The 16,660-nt window shown below is 61.4% G+C and carries 15 protein-coding genes; 3 read left to right on the top strand and 12 right to left on the bottom strand.

Annotation, left to right across the window (positions count from 1 at the left end; all coding sequences use genetic code 11):
- Positions 1-18: 18 nt before the first annotated feature.
- From F4X08_08240 to F4X08_08220, 5 genes are all read right to left on the bottom strand, one after another.
- Entirely contained in the window at positions 19-333 is a 315-nt protein-coding gene (locus F4X08_08240) for a DUF59 domain-containing protein (GenBank protein ID MYD25788.1), read from the bottom strand.
- Positions 334-365: 32 nt separating this feature from the next.
- A complete protein-coding gene (sufD, locus tag F4X08_08235) occupies positions 366-1,754 on the bottom strand; it encodes a Fe-S cluster assembly protein SufD (protein MYD25787.1) in 1,389 nt (462 codons plus the stop codon).
- 28 nt (positions 1,755-1,782) lie between these two features.
- Positions 1,783-2,547, bottom strand: a complete 765-nt coding sequence (gene sufC / locus F4X08_08230) for a Fe-S cluster assembly ATPase SufC (protein MYD25786.1) — start codon at positions 2,545-2,547, stop codon at positions 1,783-1,785.
- Between the two features lie 86 nt (positions 2,548-2,633).
- Positions 2,634-4,067 carry a Fe-S cluster assembly protein SufB gene (gene sufB, locus F4X08_08225; protein ID MYD25785.1) on the bottom strand — a complete coding sequence of 478 codons (1,434 nt, stop codon included), beginning with the start codon at positions 4,065-4,067 and terminating at the stop codon, positions 2,634-2,636.
- Between the two features lie 62 nt (positions 4,068-4,129).
- The gene (locus F4X08_08220) at positions 4,130-4,648 is read right to left on the bottom strand and encodes an Rrf2 family transcriptional regulator (GenBank protein MYD25784.1); all 519 of its coding nucleotides are present in this window, start codon (positions 4,646-4,648) and stop codon (positions 4,130-4,132) included.
- Positions 4,649-4,927: 279 nt separating this feature from the next.
- Between F4X08_08220 and F4X08_08215 the strand changes: the two genes are divergently transcribed.
- Both F4X08_08215 and F4X08_08210 read left to right on the top strand, forming a co-directional pair.
- Entirely contained in the window at positions 4,928-6,019 is a 1,092-nt protein-coding gene (locus tag F4X08_08215) for an exo-alpha-sialidase (protein MYD25783.1), read from the top strand.
- 39 nt (positions 6,020-6,058) lie between these two features.
- Positions 6,059-7,189, top strand: a complete 1,131-nt coding sequence (locus tag F4X08_08210; protein MYD25782.1) for an exo-alpha-sialidase — start codon at positions 6,059-6,061, stop codon at positions 7,187-7,189.
- 6 nt (positions 7,190-7,195) lie between these two features.
- On the opposite strand, the gene F4X08_08205 is transcribed toward F4X08_08210, so the two are convergent.
- Positions 7,196-8,464 (bottom strand): D-galactonate dehydratase, encoded by a 1,269-nt coding sequence (locus F4X08_08205; protein MYD25781.1) that lies wholly within the window; start codon positions 8,462-8,464, stop codon positions 7,196-7,198.
- The gene (locus F4X08_08200) at positions 8,398-9,375 is read right to left on the bottom strand and encodes a TIM barrel protein (GenBank protein MYD25780.1); all 978 of its coding nucleotides are present in this window, start codon (positions 9,373-9,375) and stop codon (positions 8,398-8,400) included. Before F4X08_08200 ends, F4X08_08205 begins: the two co-directional genes overlap by 67 nt.
- A gap of 318 nt (positions 9,376-9,693) precedes the next feature.
- On the opposite strand from F4X08_08200, the gene F4X08_08195 reads away from it, so the two are divergent.
- The gene (locus tag F4X08_08195) at positions 9,694-10,419 is read left to right on the top strand and encodes a hypothetical protein (protein MYD25779.1); all 726 of its coding nucleotides are present in this window, start codon (positions 9,694-9,696) and stop codon (positions 10,417-10,419) included.
- Positions 10,420-10,442: 23 nt separating this feature from the next.
- Here F4X08_08195 and F4X08_08190 read toward each other — a convergent pair whose 3' ends face one another.
- The 5 genes from F4X08_08190 to F4X08_08170 all read right to left on the bottom strand — a co-directional run bounded on the left by F4X08_08190 (position 10,443) and on the right by F4X08_08170 (position 16,582).
- Positions 10,443-10,721, bottom strand: coding sequence for a hypothetical protein (locus F4X08_08190; protein ID MYD25778.1), 279 nt, complete (start codon positions 10,719-10,721; stop codon positions 10,443-10,445).
- A 192-nt stretch (positions 10,722-10,913) separates the two neighbouring features.
- Complete coding sequence (locus F4X08_08185; protein MYD25777.1) at positions 10,914-12,725, bottom strand: ABC transporter ATP-binding protein; 1,812 nt, start codon at positions 12,723-12,725, stop codon at positions 10,914-10,916.
- Between the two features lie 164 nt (positions 12,726-12,889).
- On the bottom strand, positions 12,890-14,170 hold the full coding sequence (locus F4X08_08180; GenBank protein ID MYD25776.1) for an aminotransferase class I/II-fold pyridoxal phosphate-dependent enzyme: 1,281 nt from the start codon (positions 14,168-14,170) through the stop codon (positions 12,890-12,892).
- A 53-nt stretch (positions 14,171-14,223) separates the two neighbouring features.
- Entirely contained in the window at positions 14,224-15,888 is a 1,665-nt protein-coding gene (locus tag F4X08_08175) for a GMC family oxidoreductase (protein MYD25775.1), read from the bottom strand.
- 13 nt (positions 15,889-15,901) lie between these two features.
- Entirely contained in the window at positions 15,902-16,582 is a 681-nt protein-coding gene (locus F4X08_08170) for a gluconate 2-dehydrogenase subunit 3 family protein (protein ID MYD25774.1), read from the bottom strand.
- Between the last annotated feature and the right edge of the window lie 78 nt (positions 16,583-16,660).

Raw genomic sequence — 16,660 nt, 5'->3', positions numbered from 1 at the left:
TCTCCTAACCATATGCGATCAGTAGTCTATGCCGAGTTCGAGCTTGGCGTCTTCGGTCATCATGTCGATATGCCAGGGCGGCTCCCAGACGATTTCGATCAGGGCGTCCGACACCTCGTCCAGGTCCTTGACCTTGGTCTCCACCTCGGCGGGCAGCGACTGGGCCGCCGGGCAGTTCGGCGAAGTGAGCGTCATCTTGATGTTGGTCATACCGTCCTGCTGCACGTCGATTTCGTAGATGAGTCCCATTTCGTAGATGTTGACCGGGATCTCGGGGTCGTAGCACGTTTTCAATACGTCCACAATCCGTTCTTTAACGGCATCCGTATCCATTCGTCAGCCCCTGTGCGCGTGTAATGTATCCGCTATCTTTCCGTCCGGCCCCGAGCCGCCGAAAGATCCCGGATAGTGGTTTCGAAAAGCGTATCCAGCGAGGTACGTACGGCGTCGATCCCGAGACGCCGGATCAGGTCGGCCGCGAACCCGTAGGTAAGGAGGTGGCAAGCGCTGTCATGGGACAGGCCGCGGGTACGCAAGTAGAAGATCTGGTCTTCGTCGAGCTGGCCCACGGTGGCGCCGTGGGTGCATTTCACCTGGTCCGCGTAGATCTCGAGTTGCGGCTTGGTGTGTATCATCGCGTCTGACGAGAGCATCAGGTTCTTGTTCAGCTGCTTGGCGTCCGTTTCCTGGGCGTCCTGGTGCACGAACACCTTGCCGTTGAACACGCCGCGGGACCGGCCCGCGAGGATGCCCTTGTACACTTCGTAGCTGTCGCAGTTCGGCACGGCGTGATCGATGGCGGTGTGGTTGTCCACATGCTGGCCGCCCGCGACCAGGAACAGCCCGTTCATGCGCACCACCGCGTGCTCGCCCGCGAGCCGGGCGTTCGTGTCGTTCCGGGTCAACGCGCCGCCCATGCTCATGTTGAAGGTGGAGATCCGGCCGTTCCCCTCCAGGTGGAGCTGGGTGGTGGACAGATGGGCGGCTCCTTCGCCTTCCCGGTTGATCCGGTAATGGTCCACGTTGCCGTCCCGCCCCACGGAGATCTCCGTTACGGCGTTGGTGAGGTAGGCTTGATCCGTCATGCCGGAATAACTCTCGACCACCTTGAGGCTTGCCCCGTCGCCCGCCGCAATGAGCGTTCGCGGCTGCGTGGCCAGGGGCGCGTCGTGCCCCGTCGTTACGTAGTGCACGTGCACCGGGATTTCCAGCGCTCCTCCGCGCGGTACGTGGACGAACAGGCCGTTTTCGATCAGGGCCGTGTTCAGCGCCGTCAGCCCGGTGCCTTCGTAATCGGCATAGCGCGCGAGGTGCGGATGGACGAGCTCCGGATGCTCCACGAGCGCATCGGCAAGGCTGCTTACCACGACACCCCGTGGCAAGTCCGGCCCGTGCGACAACGCGGGTGCGTGCACGCCGTTTACGAAAACGAGCCGGTGCCAGCCGTCCTGGCCGAACTCGTAAGGCGCGAGTGCTTCCTCGTCCAGCTTCGTTTCCGCTGGACCGCCTGGACCGCCTGGTCCGTCCTGGTAGGAGGTATCCGCGATCTGCCGGAGATCGGTGTATATCCAGTCTTCCTTGAGCGGAAAGGAAAGCTCGCGGGCGACCGGCATGCCGAGTTCCCGGAAGCGCTTCATGGCGTCCGAACGGATCCTGTGCAGCCAGAGCGGTGCATCCAGGGACCGGATGCGGTCGTAAGCGTCGTAAAACGTGGTGTATCTACTGGTCGTCGCCTGCTTCAGTGATTCCGTCATTTCGTGGTTCCATGCTCCCTGGATAAATTCAACCCGCGGCTTCCACTTCTTCCCGTATCCACTCGTAGCCCTTTTCTTCCAGCTCAAAGGCCAGTTCTTTCCTGCCCGATTTCACAATACGGCCCTGGTACATGACATGGACGTAGTCCGGCACGACGTAGTCCAGCAGCCGCTGGTAGTGGGTGATGACGATCATCGCGTTGTCCGCGGTGCGCTGCTGGTTGATCCCGTGGGCTACGATGCGCATGGCATCGATGTCCAGCCCGGAATCCGTCTCGTCCAGGATGGAGAGAGTCGGTTCGAGCACGGCCATGTGGAAGATCTCGTTGCGTTTCTTCTCGCCGCCGGAGAAGTCCTCGTTCACCGGCCGCCGGGCCAATTCGGGGTCCATGTCGACCTGCTTCATCTTCTCGTCCAGCAGCCGCCGGAACGCGCCGGCGCTAATCTCCGGCTCGCCTCGGTACTTCAGGCGTTCGTTCATCGCCGCCCGGAGGAAGTAGGCGTTGCTTACGCCGGGGATCTCCACCGGGTACTGAAAGGCCAGGAACATGCCCTCGTTGGCCCGCTCCTCGGGGGTGAGCTCGAAGAGATCCTTGTCCTGGAACCGCACCGTGCCTCCGGTTTCTTCGTATTCCTCGTGGCCGGCAAGGATCTTGCCCAGCGTGCTCTTCCCGGAGCCGTTGGGTCCCATGATCGCATGGACCTCGCCCCGGTCTACGGTCAGGTCGATCCCGTTGATGATGTCCTGGTCCTTGATCCCGCCACGTAGATTCCTGATTTCGAGTAATGCCATCTCGCTTGCTTTCTCCTCTTGTGATCCGCGGTTTTGGGCTTGGCCGTCCTGGACCTGGCCGTCCTGGACCTCGCCGCCCGTCCTCGTCAACCCACGCTGCCTTCCAGGCTGATCCCCAGCAGCTTCTTCGCCTCCACGGCGAATTCCATCGGCAGTTCCTGGAATACTTCCTTGCAGAACCCGTTGATGATCATGGAAATGGCGTCTTCGGTGGATATGCCCCGGGTCTTGCAATAGAAAAGCTGGTCCTCGCTAATCCGGGCCGTCGACGCTTCGTGTTCCACGTTCGCCGAGTTGTTTCCCACGTCGATATAGGGAAAGGTATGGGCGCCGCAGCGGTCGCCGATCAGCATCGAATCGCACTGCGTGTAGTTCCGCGCCCCGTCCGCCTTCTTCAGGACCTGGATCCTTCCCCGGTAGACATTCTGCCCGTTGCCGGCGGATATCCCCTTGGAAACCACGGTGCTGCGCGAGTTCTTGCCCACGTGGATCATTTTGGTACCCGTGTCGGCCACCTGCTTGTTGCGGGTCAGCGCTACGGAATAGAACTCTCCGATGGAATGGTCGCCCTGCAGGATCACGCTGGGATACTTCCATGTGATGGCCGATCCCGTTTCCACCTGGGTCCAGGAGATCTTGCTGTTATCCCCCTTGCAGGCCCCGCGCTTGGTCACGAAGTTGTAGACGCCGCCCTTGCCCTGTTCGTCGCCCGGATACCAGTTCTGCACCGTGGAATACTTGATCTGCGCGTCTTTCAGGGCGACCAGTTCCACGACCGCCGCATGCAGCTGGTTCTCGTCCCGCATGGGCGCGGTGCAGCCCTCCAGGTAGCTCGCGTAGGAACCTTCGTCGGCGACGATCAGGGTGCGCTCGAACTGGCCGGTTCCGGCTGTGTTGATGCGGAAGTAGGTGGAGAGTTCCATGGGACATCGGACGCCGGGCGGGATGTAGCAGAAGGAACCGTCGCTGAAGACGGCCGAGTTCATCGTCGCGAAATAGTTGTCGCGGTACGGCACCACGGTGCCCAGGTACTTCTCCACCAGGTCGGGGTGTTCCTGCGCCGCCTCGGAAAAGGAACAGAAGATGATGCCGAGCTCGGCCAGCTTGTCCTTGAAGGTCGTGTGGACCGACACGCTGTCGAAGACCGCGTCCACGGCCACGCCCGCCAGCACCTTCTGCTCTTCCAGCGGGATGCCGAGCTTGTCGTAGGTCGCCAGCAGTTCGGGATCCACCTCGTCGAGACTGTTGTACTGCGGCGTGTTCTTCGGCGCGGCATAGTAGACGATGTCCTGGTAGTCGACCGGCGGATAGGCCATGTACTGCCAATTGGGCTCCTTCATCGTGAGCCAGTGCCGGTAGGCCTTCAGGCGCCACTCCAGCAGAAACTCGGGCTCCTTCTTCTTGGCGGATATGAACCGGATGATATCCTCGTTGAGCCCCGGCGGCGCCGTTTCCATCTCAATATCGGTCACCCAGCCTTCTTTGTATTCCTGCTGGGCTAGAGTTTCGATGGCTTCCATTGTGTCTCCTTGAAACGTTGTAGAACCTGTCGTGCCGAACCTGTCTTACTGAACCTGCCGTGCTAACGGCCTATCTGGATCATATCGCCCATCGCCTGGTCCCGCATGGTATCCTGAGAGACCTGTTCCACCACCTCGAGGACCTGGTGTTCAGTCTGCAGCAGGTCCATGAGGGTAATGTGATCGAGCACACCGGACATGTACCGGGCCAGGACCGTCCACACCGGCCGGATTGCGCAGGCGTTGAGGTGCGCGCACGCCTCCAGATGGCCGGAGAAATGATCGCACATGTGGCTGTCCGGGCTGGTAATCACGATCCCCTCTTCCGAACTCAAGGCGCGCATGACCTCGCCCAGCGTTATGCTTCGCGGTTCCCTGGCCAGTGCGTAACCTCCCCGGATCCCCCGCACGCTTCGGACGAGTTCCGCCCGCCTGAGGATCATCAGCAGCTTGGATACGTAATCCAGGGAAATGCCTTCCGACTCGGCAATCTGCCGTCCCGTAACCGGGTCGCGGGAATGGTATCGCGCCAGCTGTAGAATGCACCGGAGGCCGTATTCTTCCTGGGCGGTCACTTTCATGAAAACGTCTCCTTCACGGTCCGATTTGACGTCAAAATGCCTATGTGAATATAGCAAACCTGACTTTTATGTCAAGTATTTAATCCAGTGCGTATCGATGCGATTGTCGCGTGCGGATTTTGCTGTGCTGAACCGTGCCGGACGCTCAAGGAGTGAAGCCGCCTTTACCTGCTCGATCTCCTTGACATCGATGGCAGCCGGCGTTACCGTCGGTCCCATATCCGCATTGCCAAATCCGCTTTACCGACCGAACGCTCAAACGAAGGAAGCAAACCATACATGCCCGATAAACTCGATGTGCGCCTGCTCCCCGGCACTCGGACCGTCGACGCGGTGGCGGGACAAGGTTATTTTCCGGTCATTGCCCGCCTGGGCGGCGATGAACTGCTCATGGCCTACCGCGGCGGCGCCGCGCACATGGGCCTGGGCGGACGGCTGGACGTGGGACGCTCCACAGACGGAGGGCTGACCTGGTCCGCGCCTGTGACGGTAGCCGACAGCGAACGAGACGACCGCAACCCCGCACTCGGCATGGCGCCGGACGGCACGCTCGTGCTTGCCTACCACTGGCAGGGCTCCTATGACGAAGAGGGCGCCTGGAAACCGGAAATGGGCCGGGCCGATACCCGGGTCGTTTTCTCTACGGACGGCGGCCGGACCTGGACCGGCGACGAGCTCATCGATTACACTCCGATCAACGGGGCCTCGCCCTTCGGCAAGATCTTCACCGGCGGCGGTGTCATGCACATGCTGATCTACGGCGGTTCGCCGTGTTGCGAGCCCGGGGAGGGCACGGTCCGGGTCGGCCCCGCGACGACGCCGACGTACATACTCCGGTCGACGGACAACGGCCGTTCATGGGGGGAACCGACCCTGGTGGCGCTGGGACTGAACGAATCGGACGCAGCCATCCTGCCCGACGGCCGCTGGCTGTTCGTCGCCCGATCCGAGGAACGCGCGGAGCAGGCGCTGTATTCCTGTGTGTCGGAGGACGGCGGGTACACCTGGCGCGGGATCGGCCGGGTCACGGACGCAAAGGAACACCCGCCGGACCTCACCCTGTTGTCCAACGGCTGGCTGCTGCTCGTCTTCGGGCGCCGGCATCCGCCCTACGGCGTGGAGGGCCTGATCAGCCGGGACGGCGGGACGACCTGGGATGGCCAAAGACTGGTGCTCGACGATACCCTGCCCGGCGGCGACATCGGCTATCCCTCCACGGCCCGCCTCGAAGACGGCCGGCTGGTCACGGCCTACTATACGGCGGGGACGCCGGACCGGCAGTGGGAGATGTTCCGTGCATCGGAAGTCGCATGCAAGGTCGTATCTTATGATGAATCCAGCCTGATTCACCACTGGAACAAAGACGCCTAACAACCTGTCCTGTAATGGGTTATAGCTCAGGAGCTTCGTGTGGAAGTCCTCGATTCCGGCGTGATCGGCGACGGCCAGGCGATCCCCGATCACCGTAGGAACTGCGCCTTCACCACCCTCAACCGGCTGCAAGAAGGCACGTTGCTCGTGTCGGGACGGTGGGGGTCGGCACGCGACTCGGTGGACGGGCACGCCTGTATATGGGCATCGCCGGATAACGGCCGGACTTGGGATCTTCGTTATGACGGATACGGGAAGGGATCCTGGGACGGCACACCGGGCGAACTGAAGGGGCTGACCAGTACGGAGCTTGTACCGGGCAGGCTCACGGCCACGGCCCTGTGGGTCGACCGTTCCGACCCGGATCTACCCTTCATCCACCCGGTAACGCAGGGCCTGCTGCCCATGCGCATCATGCACGTCGAGTCGGCGGACGGAGGCTGCACCTGGGGCCCGCCACGGCCCATGGATACGTCGCCCCACCTCGCCGCGTCACCCTGTTCGCATGCCGTTATCCAATTGCCCGGCGGCGTCCTTGCCCAGCCTTACGAACAGTGGAAGGAATACGAGGATCCGACACCCGGCCGGCCCGCGGCGCGGCTGCGCTTCTCCCGGGACGGCGGCCGGACCTGGCCGGAGTTCGTCACCGTAGCCCGCCATACGGACAACGCGCTGGCCTACTGGGACCAGCGGCTGGCCATTCACCCCGTTGACGGGCGCCTCGCCGCCACGTTCTGGACCCATGATTTCAGGATGGGGTCGGACATCGACATCCATATCGCTTACGGAACCCCGGATGGACGGTCATGGACCATTCCTCGGGGTACCGGCCTGCCCGGCCAGCACTGCCAGCCCCTGTCCCTGGGCGGGGACCGGCTGCTGGCCGCCTATCCGCGGCGCCGGGATTTCCCCGGCATTGTATTTTCCATCAGCGAGAATTTCGGGGAGCACTGGGACCGCGATCGGGATCTCCTGGTCTACGACAGCACCGTCGGCACAGAATCCGGCGCCGGCGGCGGGCGATCCCAGTCGGAACTGTGGGGCGACATGGAACGCTGGCGTTTCGGGCATCCCCGGATGGTTCGGTTGCCGGGCAACGAGGTATTCGTCGTCTACTACGCCGGCGATGATGCCCTCAAGACCGCTCGGTGGGCACGGGTGGTTGTTTAGACGGGTTTAGCCCCGCACATCCCGCCACGGCCGGGCCATGATCTGTTCGAAACCCACCGGATCGATGTCCACACCGAGTCCCGGTCCCTGGGGCACCGCCACGCAACCGTCCTCGTCCAGCACGAAAGGCTCGGCGAAGTAGCCCTTGCCGATGAACGTCCTTCCCCCCTCGCGCCAGCAGTTCACTTCGTTGTGTTCCTGGACGAGGAAATTCGACGCGCAGGCGTCGACCTGGATGGACGCGGCCAGGGCCAGGGGGCTCAACGGGCAGTGCAGGGCGAGTTTCGCGTAGGCGCTTTCACCCATCACCGCGATCTTGTGACACTCGGTGATGCCGCCGGCGTGGCACAGGTCCGGCTGCATCACGGAAAGGGCGTTCTTGCGCAGGGCATCGTAAAAAATCCACTTGCCCATCCACCTTTCCCCTGCGGCGATGGGGATTTCGCTGTTGCGCGCGATGTCCGCGAGCACGTCGACCCGTTCCACGGGCATGGGTTCCTCGATGAACAGCGGACGATGGGGCGTGAGCGCGGAAATCATCTGTTTCGCCATCACGGGGTGGGGATTGTGGATGTCCACGGCCACCTCCACGTCGGGACCGGCGCCCTTCCGCACGGCGGCGTAGGCTTCGGCGATCCGGTCGACTTCGGCGGTAGGCTCCAGCCCGGTGCCCATGCCCACGTGCAGTTTCATACATCGGAATCCCCATTCTTCTATAATTACCCGGGCCGCTTCCTCGTGGCCCTCCGGGAAATTCCAGTCCGGTTCCCGGGAAGGATCCCAACCCGCGTCGTAGGGCTGACCGGGCTCGACGCACCAGGGCAGTTGCCCTCCCACGGCGCGGTACATTCGAATCCGGTCCTGGCAAGCCCCGCCAAGCATGCCGTGGACCGGCAGTCCCGCGGCCTTGCCCGCGAGATCCCATAGCGCCATGTCGATCCCGCTGATTGCGCTCATCTTCACCGGACCGCCCACGTAGCCGGAACCGCCCTCGTACATGGTATGCCAGAGCGATTCGACGCGGCAGGGGTCTTTCCCGACAAGTAGCGGCTCCAGGCGCCGCACCTCGGCAATGACGCTTTCAGGGTGGTTTTCCAGGTAGGGTTCGCCCCACCCGAACAACTCGGTGTCCGTGTGGATCTTCAGCCATACCCAGCTTGGTGGAACGCGCAGAATTTCAAAATGGGTGATTCGCATGTTCGGTTCTCCTACCGGCCGTAGACCGTCTGGATCGTGGCGCGGATGTAGCCGTTTGCAAAGGCACGACCGGCCCATCCGGCCCGCGCCTGGGGAAACCCTGGAGTGTGGTCCATGCCGAAAGGCCCTTCGTACCCGTTGTCGCGGTAGGTTTCCATAGCCCGGCGCATGTCCACTTCGCCTTCGTCGATGAAGACTTCGGCGAACCTCGGTAATTTACCCCGCACGTTCCGGAAGTGGACCAGGGCGATCTTGTTCCGGGAGGCCATCTCGGCAATGATATCGAAAACCCGCTGAGGACCGGCCAGTTCGGTCATGCAGCCCTGGCAGAAGAGCATCCTGTGATGATCGCTGGGCACCGCGTCGAAGATGCGTCCGAACTGCTCCAGCGTGGAACAGATCTGCGCGACGCCGCCCAGTGGTTCGGGAATTGGCGGATCGTCCGGGTGAAGCGCCAGGTTGACGCCGGCCTTCTCGGCCGCCGGGACCGCGGCGCGCATGAAGGAGACCATGTTGTCCCACATCACCGCCTCGGAGACGGGCGGATCGTGGGGCGGAGGACGGTGCCGGTCGAATTCGGCATAGTCGAAGGTACTGTACACCGCGCCGCCGCGGCCGATGTCGGAGGTGGTCCGGAAATTGCCCATCGGCTTGAAATTCCAGGCCAGGGTCGGTATACCCGCTTTTCCCAGGCTTTCGATGAGCCGCAGGAATGCGCACAGTTCCTCGTCCCGGTCCGCTGTGGCCAGGGTGATCCCCTCCAGGACCGGCATGAATACGGTCTGCAGCTTCAATCCGTGAGACTCCGTCCTCTCCCGGGCCCGTTCGAACAGTTCCGTGCTGTCCTTGCCGGCTCTCACGTGCCGTTCAGCCTCGGATTCGCCCCCCGTCCTGAGGTCCAGCTGGATCATGTCCACGCTTATCGCGCGATAGAAGCTGAGCGTTTCCTCATCGAAATCGGTCCAGTTTACGACATCGTGCAGATACATCGGGTTCCTCCAATGCGGTCGTGGCGGACTGGGTACCGGGCCTACCCAGCCTGAACGTCGGGCCTGTTCAGCCTGAACTCGGGGATGGCGGTCTGATGTCAAGATAGACCGGCCGGAAGTTCCGGCAACCGCGAAATGGCCAATGAATGTCCATATCCCCAATTTGGACTATCAAAAAGGGACATCGCACATTATAATCGTGGTTGCCCGGACCGTGTAAGGACGGTTCAGGCGGGACAGGCACGTCCACAGATCCTCATTACTCCAATGAACATTATCCACATGGATGGCCGCTAATAACCACGACAGGAGAAGCACATGGCGGAGAGCAATCTGAAACAACGCATCGGTGCGGGCGATCAGGTCATTGGCGCCAATGTCGGCATGACCCATACCCGGGACCAGTTGAAAAAGATCGTCGAATCCGGAGCGTTTGATTTTCTCTGGGTGGATGGACAGCACAGCGCCTTCAGCGAGGAACGGCTGGTGGAATTCTGCGACCGGGCCGATACACTGGATGCCGACGTCATGTTCCGTATTAAGCACACCTATCACAGCTACCTGGTCGGCAACCTGCTCGACCTCGGTCCCGCGGGGATCGAAGTACCCCAGGTTGAAACGGAAGCGACGGTCGAGGAAGCGGTCAACTTCTTCTACTATCCACAGCAGGGCACGCGAAGCTGGGGAGGCGGGGCGCGGCGCAAAGTGGGCGAAGTCGGGGACGACCGGCTGCAGTACGCCGCGTGGTGGAACAACTACGGCGTGCTGATGATGCAGCTTGAATCCATACCTGCGGTGACCGCCGCGCGGAAACTGGCCAGGGCGGGCGTGGACTGCCTGTCCTTCGGCCCGAACGACCTCATGTACAGTATCGAAGCCCACCCGCAGCACCCCTTCCGGGACGTGGACGACTGCGTTCGGCACGTGGTCGACCAGCTTGGCGATTCGGAAACGATGGTGTGCTTCAGGAACCACGCCCCAAAAGATCGGGGGAAGTACGTCGATATGGGCGTGACCGTGTTCCTGGAAAGCCCGGTCCTGTAGGTGTTCTTATTTTATTCCGAGGTCTAGTCTGACTCACCAAAGTCTGGTTCACCAAGTCTAGAGACTGCGAGTCTTATTCCTAGACCGATTAACACGATTACGATCGCAACTTTCATGGACGTGATCCAAGAAAGTGAACCAACGATCATCTCTTGACTCACAAAACCAGGAAGAAGCTCGGGAACGACCCAGGGCCAGAGGAACCACACAGCCAGCACTGTAACCCAATAGACCCATAAAGCTAGTCCAAGCTTGATTAACAGTGCGACAGGTAAAAGAGCAAAAACCCACTTCTTGTTCATAGTCAACCTCTCATTGACCCTTTCCTCCAATACCTTCGTTTAGCGGAAATGGGTAAAACCTGACTAATGTGACAATGATGGTAGGTGTGTGATGGTATCCGTTAGACGTGATTTACAATTATGTTGTTTCATAAACAGTTTCAATCATCAGATCATTGTCGAGACTAACCGGTAAGTTTGAGCAATCACTTACTACTCGAAATCCAGCGCCTGAGCGTCGTACATTCGGGCGAAGATACCGCCGCGTTCCACGAGTTCACGCGGCGTGCCCGATTCGACCAGTTTTCCTCCGTCGATGACCAGGATACGGTCGGCATGGCGAATCGTGGACAGGCGATGGGCTATGGCGATCGTGGTTCGTCCGATTCTTGCCTCTTCAACGGCCGTCCTGATCTTCTCCTCGGCCAAGGCATCCAGGGCGGAAGTGGCCTCGTCGAGAATCAGTATCCGCGAACGTTCACGCATGAAAGCCCGTGCCAGGGCGATGCGTTGTTTCTCGCCGCCCGAAAGCGCGACACCGCCCTCTCCCGCGATCGTTTCGAGGCCCTTCGGCTGGCCATCGATGAACGCTTCCAATGCCGAAGCACGCACGGCCTGTTCAACCGCCTCCGGACGATAGCCGGTATCCGGATAAGCGATGTTTTCGGCGAGCGTGGCGTTCCAGATGAATACGTCCTGGGAGACCACGGCGATCTGGTTCCGTAGCGATTCGAGGGACATCTCGCGAATGTCCCGTCCGGCGACGGCGATCCGACCGCTTTCCGGTTCCTGCAATCGGGTCAGCAGATCGATGATCGTGGTCTTTCCCCCACCGCTGGGCCCCACGATACCGACGAATTCACCGCCGTTCACCCTGAACGACAGGTCCTTCAGCTCATAGCCCCGTTCGTAACTGAAACTAACGTTGACGAACTCGATGTTCGGCGGTTCGACTCCGGCCGGCGGTTCGACTCCGGCCGGTTGAGGGCTGAAGGATCCTCGCAGACCCGGTTCCAGGGGAAGATCGAACAGCTCATTCAGACTTTCGACCGAGACCTTGATCAGCCGCGTTCCGGTATAGGTGGTGAGCACCGTCCGCAGCGCGGCGTACGCCCGCGGCGCATAGGCCATGATTGCCACCAGGCTGCCGATGGTGACCGCCCCGTCCATGGCCTGGAACGCACCGTATCCCAGCAGCACGCCGAGTACCAGGCCGTTGATGACCTCGTTCGGAAAGGTGAGCATGATATCGTGAAGGGCCGCTCCGCGTATCCTGATTCGGTTGAATCTATCCATGTGCTCGGCCCACCGCTTCATGGCGTGTCCCTCTCCGCTGAACATGCGTATCGTCCGGAAGGCGTTGAATACTTCGTAAAGAAAGCTCTCCGATACCTTGCCCTGGTCGTTTACCTCGCGGTCCATTTCCTTCGAATACCGGGTCAGGTACCGGGTCACGAGATAGGTCGCCGGCAACGCGGCACAGAACACGGCCGCCAGCTCGGCGTTCAGTACGAACATCACGACCAGGACACCGGCCAGCACGATCGTGCTTGAAACCACAGGCAGCAGTTCCTGCTTTATGTACATGTCGCCGATCTTGCCGGCATCACGAGTCACGCGATAGACCATGCTGCCTCTTGGGACCTGCTCTATGGCATCGAGCCTCGCGTGCAGCAGATGGTTCAGGACCGTCTTACGCAGGGCCACCGTTACCGCATAACCTATACGCACCCTGAGGTGTCCCTCGAAGTAGGAGATGCCGATCGCTATCAGGGGGGTCGCCACCATCCCCGCCAGCAGCCACCACAGGAGACCGGTATCCGATTCGGGAATCACACGGTCGAACAGCATTTTGTAGAACAGGGGCTGGACCAGCATGACGGCCGATCCCGCAAGCATCATGAGGATCACCGCGATAACGGTATACTTGCGCTGGTACAGGGTCTGCCGGATGATCTCGGCGGTGCGTGGCACCGATTCACGGTTTCGGTGGATTCGGCGGCCTGTCCGTTCGTCTGACGCCATGACGATGAACTCCTTTGGTCTACGACCTCCAACCGCCCGCGAGCTGCCGCATATTCTGTGGTATACTTACGGGCGATCCTGCAAAGACCCTATAAACAGGCAAAGCCCCCGGCAGAATGTACCACCGGGGGCTGGTCCTGTTTGCTTCCATATCGATCGCCTGTCTAACCCTGGCTCGAGCCTCCGAGGATATCCTCGAGTTCATTCACGAAGACCTCGAGTTCATCGGGCTTGCCGATGGTCACCCGCAGGTGGTTGCCAAGGAGATCGACCTCACGGGTGCGGTATCCGGAACCACTCCGGACCATGACGCCGCGCCTGAACAGTGCGCCGGACATCCGGCGGCTGTCGCGCCCGATGTTCACGATCATGTAATTGCCGTGACTCGGCGTGTATTCCAGTCCCAGACGGTCGAACTCGGCGGACAGGTAGTCCTTGCCGTCGTTCACGACCTTCAGCGTGCGGTCGACGAATTCAACATCGTCAATGGCCGCAAGCGCCGCGTGCATGCCCAGCGTGCTCAGTCCGCCCCCGAAGAATCCCATGTGTGCCATCAGCATATTCATCATGCGCTGACCGCCGACGGCGTAACCAATGCGCATGCCGGCCAGGCCGTAGATCTTGGAGAAGGTACGGGCGACCACCACGTTTTCCCGCTCCAGGGCGAGTTTGACGGCATCCTGGTAGTTCGGGTCGCGTACGAAGTGGATATAGGCTTCGTCGATGAGCACGATGGCCTGCTCGGGCGCCGCATCCACCAGGGACACCAGTTCGTCGTAGGGCACGATCGTTCCGGTAGGATTGTTGGGATTGGTGACGACGATCAGGGACGTTTTCGGGGTGATGGCCGCTTTCATGGCGCTGAGGTCGTGCACGAAGTCACCCGTGGTCGGCACGCGGACGACACTGACGTCCTTCCCCATCATCTGAAAACTCTGAAAGCCCCGCGCGACCGATCCATATCCAGGCACCGCCTCGATGCATTCCCCGCCGTCGCTTGCGGCCATGACGGCGAGCGCCTGAAGAATGGGACCGGAACCCGGCGTAACCATGACCCGGTTCAGCTCACGAAAACGCATGAACGACCGCATGTCTTCAAAACTCAGTTCGAAACCCTCTACACCCGGGACGTCGTGCATCTTGTTGAGGCGGACGGGCAGATCCACACCGAAATCGTACCGGTTGATCTTGTGCAGGTTCTCGGCGATGGCCGCCACAGCGCGCGGGGACGCGCCGAGGGGGTTCTCATTGGAGCCGATATTTACCCGGCCCGGCTCGACGCCGTATCCGCGGACGTCGCCGGCCTTCTTTCCGGTCGCCATCGCCTGAGCGATCTCCTGGACCGCCCAGGCGGAACCGGTGGCCACGGCGCCGGCACCAAAAAGGGCGCCCTTCATGAACCGCCGCCGCGTAAAGCCGTTCTTCAGTACACTCCCGAAACCCATGATCTTGCCTCCACAGTTAAAGTGATTTAAACACGTTCTAAAGCGCGAACCTGCTACCTGATATTCAGCCTGGCCATCTGGGTGACGATGTAATCCGCGCAGCGGAAGGCCAGCGCCTGAATCGTCAGCGTCGGATTGCTTTTGCCACTGGTGACGAAAGACGAACCATCCACGATGAACAGGTTGTCCACGTCGTGGGCCTGGTTGAACTTGTTCACCACCGACGTCGCCGGATCGTTGCCCATGCGGCAGGTGCCCATCAGATGGGCATCGCCGCGGGGTACGAAATTCGGTGAGGCCACGACCCCGTGGGCGCCGGCTGCATCAAGCAGTTCCCGGGCGCGTTCGCGGAAGAAGTCCCCGAGTTTATGTTCATTGGAATGCACATTGTAGGTCACGCGCGGGACGGGCAGGCCCCACTTGTCCTTGACGTCGGGGTCTAGGTCGATCGTATTGGACTCCTGGGACATGGACTGCATGCTGGTGAGGGCGACCATGTACCGGGTGTAGTTGTCCATGATCCACTTCTTGCGCCGGGCGCCCCACCTGCGCAGGCGCGGCATGTTCAGGTTGGCGAAGGAAATAGTCTCGCCGTCGCCCCGCGGTTCGACCACGCCCCCACCGAAGAATCCGTACTTGTCCGGGTCCGGGTCGTAGAAATCCTGAATGATCCGGGAATCCATGACGCCCTTGTACTCGTTCAGGTCCTTCTCGAAGAACCCCCGGGCGGACTGGTAGTAGTTGAACATCAGGTGCTTGCCCACCTTGCCGCTGCTGTTGGCCAGGCCGTCCGGAAAGAGATTGGATTTCGACATGAGCAGCAGACGCGGAGTATGGACGCCGTTGCAGCACACGATCACCGCGCGGGCTTCCAATCGGTGTTCGCGCAGGTCCTTGTCCAGGTAGATGACCCCTTCCGCCCTGCCGTCCTCGTCGACCACGATCTCCCGCACGCAGGCGTCGGCCCGGATCTGGCAGTTACCCGTACGCAGCGCCTGCGGAATCATGGTGACCAGCATGCTGGACCGCGCCTGGATGGTACAGACGTAGCTTTCGCAGAAACCACAGTTCATGACCGGCGATCTTCCGCCGTATTCCCGGGAGTTGATGGCCAGGGGCGCCGGGTAGGAATGCCAGCCGAGTTTCCGGGCGGCCAGGTCGGCCAGGGCGCCTGAGCTGGTCCGCGGCACGGGCGGCATGGGATAAGGCCGGCGGCGCGGCGGATCGAAGGGATTGGCGCCGGCCAGGCCCGAAATGCCGATCTCGTATTCGGCTTTCTCGTAGTAGTGTTCCAGGTCCCAATAGTCGATGGGCCAGTCCTGCACGTCGGCGCCGTCCAGGTCGCCGTAGAGGCTGCGCTCTTTGAAATCGTTCTCGTGCAGCCGCCATGAAATGCCCGTGTAGTGGAGCGTGCTGCCCCCCACCGTGCTCTGCATGTGGATTCCGTGATCCTCGGAGGCCTGATCGTCCGCCGACTGCCGGTACGTATTGGGCTGGTCGTGGCGGTAGATGTTGGGATGGTCCGGATTGTTGCTGGCGGGATGCATGGCCTGAAGCTCGTCCTGGTCGAAATGGCGGGTCTTAAGAAAAGATCCCATTTCCATGGCGACCACGCGCAGTCCTTTCGTGCTCAATTCCTTCGCCAGGACCGCGCCCGCGGCACCGGTGCCGATGATGATTACGTCCGGCCGTCGTATGTTGGGATTGGGTAGGGACATGGAGACTTCGGAGCTACTCCTCGCCTATGATCCGGCTCTTCATGGGACCGTCGTAGGGTTTCCATTCGGGATATTCGGTTTCCGGAATGGTCATGTCGAATTCGCTGAAGGGTGGATCGTAGCCGAACGGCGCGCGGCCCGGAAACCGGATCAGTTTCCAGCCGGTCTCACGGTAGTTGCCGCCGTAGGACGGATCGCTGAACATGCCCTCCATGGTATGGGTAACCACCATGCGCAGGAAGTCCCGGGCGCCCATGGGGGCGTCCTCCGGCCAGGTCCCGGGAGACCTCGGTCGGTCCATGCCCATCAGCGCCCGACGTTGTGTCCTGGCGTCCAGTTCCATGAACGGCGCTTCGTGCGCATTCAGGCAGTACTGGTCAAAGGCGGCCAGGCCCGATTCATACGTCTCCCTGTAATCGGACCGGTGTGCGCCCAGCGCCCGGTCGATATAGACGACTACCCGGGCTTCCGCCGCGCCCGGACCGTTGTCATCAGACGGCATGATCATCCGGGTCAGCGCGTCCACGGTGCGTCCCTGGTGCGCGTCCAGGTGCTGCCATTCGTGTTCGAAGGGCGGCGCCTCCTGGGCGTCCAGCGCGCCGGTACGGGACAGCACGCCCAGGGTGATCACGCCTCCGGTCGCCTGAGCGGTGCTGGCGATAAACGACCGGCGGGAAAAGCGCTTCTTCGTCATGGTTCCAAGGCTCGGGAATCCGGCATTTTTCAGGTCTGTACGCACATCAGGAATGTATACACGATACAGCACGGTTTA

The sequence above is a fragment of the Gemmatimonadota bacterium genome, assembly GCA_009841265.1.
Lineage (GTDB): Bacteria > JAAXHH01 > JAAXHH01 > JAAXHH01 > JAAXHH01 > JAAXHH01.
Note: the sequence above shows the minus strand (reverse complement) of the source record. Positions and strands in the feature narration are given on the sequence as shown.

Bases quoted from the DNA above. Each gene is read 5' to 3' on its own strand.
- F4X08_08200 (MYD25780.1), bottom strand. From the start codon at position 9,375: ATGTATCTGCACGATGTCGTAAACTGGACCGATTTCGATGAGGAAACG.
- F4X08_08175 (MYD25775.1), bottom strand. From the start codon at position 15,888: ATGTCCCTACCCAATCCCAACATACGACGGCCGGACGTAATCATCATC.
- sufB (MYD25785.1), bottom strand. From the start codon at position 4,067: ATGGAAGCCATCGAAACTCTAGCCCAGCAGGAATACAAAGAAGGCTGG.
- F4X08_08215 (MYD25783.1), top strand. From the start codon at position 4,928: ATGCCCGATAAACTCGATGTGCGCCTGCTCCCCGGCACTCGGACCGTC.
- F4X08_08220 (MYD25784.1), bottom strand. From the start codon at position 4,648: ATGAAAGTGACCGCCCAGGAAGAATACGGCCTCCGGTGCATTCTACAG.
- F4X08_08205 (MYD25781.1), bottom strand. From the start codon at position 8,464: ATGGGCCGGTCGTGCCTTTGCAAACGGCTACATCCGCGCCACGATCCA.
- F4X08_08190 (MYD25778.1), bottom strand. From the start codon at position 10,721: ATGAACAAGAAGTGGGTTTTTGCTCTTTTACCTGTCGCACTGTTAATC.
- F4X08_08240 (MYD25788.1), bottom strand. From the start codon at position 333: ATGGATACGGATGCCGTTAAAGAACGGATTGTGGACGTATTGAAAACG.
- F4X08_08185 (MYD25777.1), bottom strand. From the start codon at position 12,725: ATGGCGTCAGACGAACGGACAGGCCGCCGAATCCACCGAAACCGTGAA.
- F4X08_08170 (MYD25774.1), bottom strand. From the start codon at position 16,582: ATGACGAAGAAGCGCTTTTCCCGCCGGTCGTTTATCGCCAGCACCGCT.
- sufD (MYD25787.1), bottom strand. From the start codon at position 1,754: ATGACGGAATCACTGAAGCAGGCGACGACCAGTAGATACACCACGTTT.
- F4X08_08180 (MYD25776.1), bottom strand. From the start codon at position 14,170: ATGGGTTTCGGGAGTGTACTGAAGAACGGCTTTACGCGGCGGCGGTTC.
- F4X08_08195 (MYD25779.1), top strand. From the start codon at position 9,694: ATGGCGGAGAGCAATCTGAAACAACGCATCGGTGCGGGCGATCAGGTC.
- sufC (MYD25786.1), bottom strand. From the start codon at position 2,547: ATGGCATTACTCGAAATCAGGAATCTACGTGGCGGGATCAAGGACCAG.